1 protein-coding gene is annotated in these 1,068 nt (G+C 62.9%); it reads left to right on the top strand.

Going from position 1 to position 1,068, the window contains the following annotated elements; all coding sequences use genetic code 11:
- Positions 1-359: 359 nt before the first annotated feature.
- A partial coding sequence (locus tag U1769_RS25400) for an IS30 family transposase (protein ID WP_332720930.1) occupies positions 360-1,068 on the top strand: 709 nt, incomplete at its 3' end.

Raw genomic sequence — 1,068 nt, 5'->3', positions numbered from 1 at the left:
AACCGGTCGGAGAAAGAGTGGAAAATGCCTGCACGTGAGTGGACCATGGCCAAGGCCCAGTTCGCAGTCATCTTCGGCCAGCGCTTCAACAAGGCCATGGCGGCGTAATGTTCAACCGCCCGCCCACACACGAAAATCCTGACAGTCCCTCTGCGGAACGCAGGCGATCTTCTCGGCAATCGATACCACAGTTGCCCATCTGGACGGGTGATCCCGCTCGTGATCGAAAACCATCCGCACCGCTCGCTTGCGGACTTCGGGCGCAAACTTGTCGTCTTGCTCGTCATGCTTGCACCTTCTCAAGAGTTGGAGCCTCCTGAGTTCACAAACGAAGTGCAACACCGCAAGCAGGTGCTGCCATGTCGACGACCTACAGTCAGTTATCGCTCGAGGAGCGGTGTACGATTGCCCGGCTTCATCAGGCCGGGCAGTCGATCCGGCAAATCGCTGCAGCTGTGGATCGCCAGCCGTCGACCATCGCGCGCGAGTTGAAGCGCAACAGCGGCGCGAAGCTTGGATACCAGCCGGGCTACGCACAGGCGCAGACGGCGGCACGCCGCTGGTCCGGCTCACGCCTCGAACGCGACGACACCCTGCGCGAGACCCTCCTCGATCGCCTTGCCTCCGGCTGGTCCCCCGAACAGGTCGCCGGGCGTCTCGCACTCGATGCCGGACACAAGGTCATCAGCCATGAGACCATCTATCGCTTCGTCCACGCCCAGCTCAAGCGCACCAACGACCGCCGATGGCGACACTATCTGCCACGCGCAAAATACAAGCGCGGATGGCGCAACAAGGGCGGCGGATGGCCCCGCATCGCCGGTCGATGCTCGATCCACGATCGCCCCCACGCCATCGCCACACGCTTGTCGGCCGGACATTGGGAAGCCGACGCCATGCTCTTCTCGACCCAGGGACAGGCCATCCTCGTCGCCCACGAACGACACTTGCGCCTCACCATCGCCCTGCGACAGCCAAGCCTCAAGGCCGACCCCGTCGCCACAGCCCTCGTCAAAATGCTCCACTCAATGCCGCCACACCTGCGCCAGTCCATCACCTTCGACAACG

The sequence above is a fragment of the Parasphingomonas zepuensis genome (genome assembly GCF_036663735.1).
Lineage (GTDB): Bacteria > Pseudomonadota > Alphaproteobacteria > Sphingomonadales > Sphingomonadaceae > Sphingomonas.
This window is presented reverse-complemented; position numbering and strand designations above follow the sequence as displayed.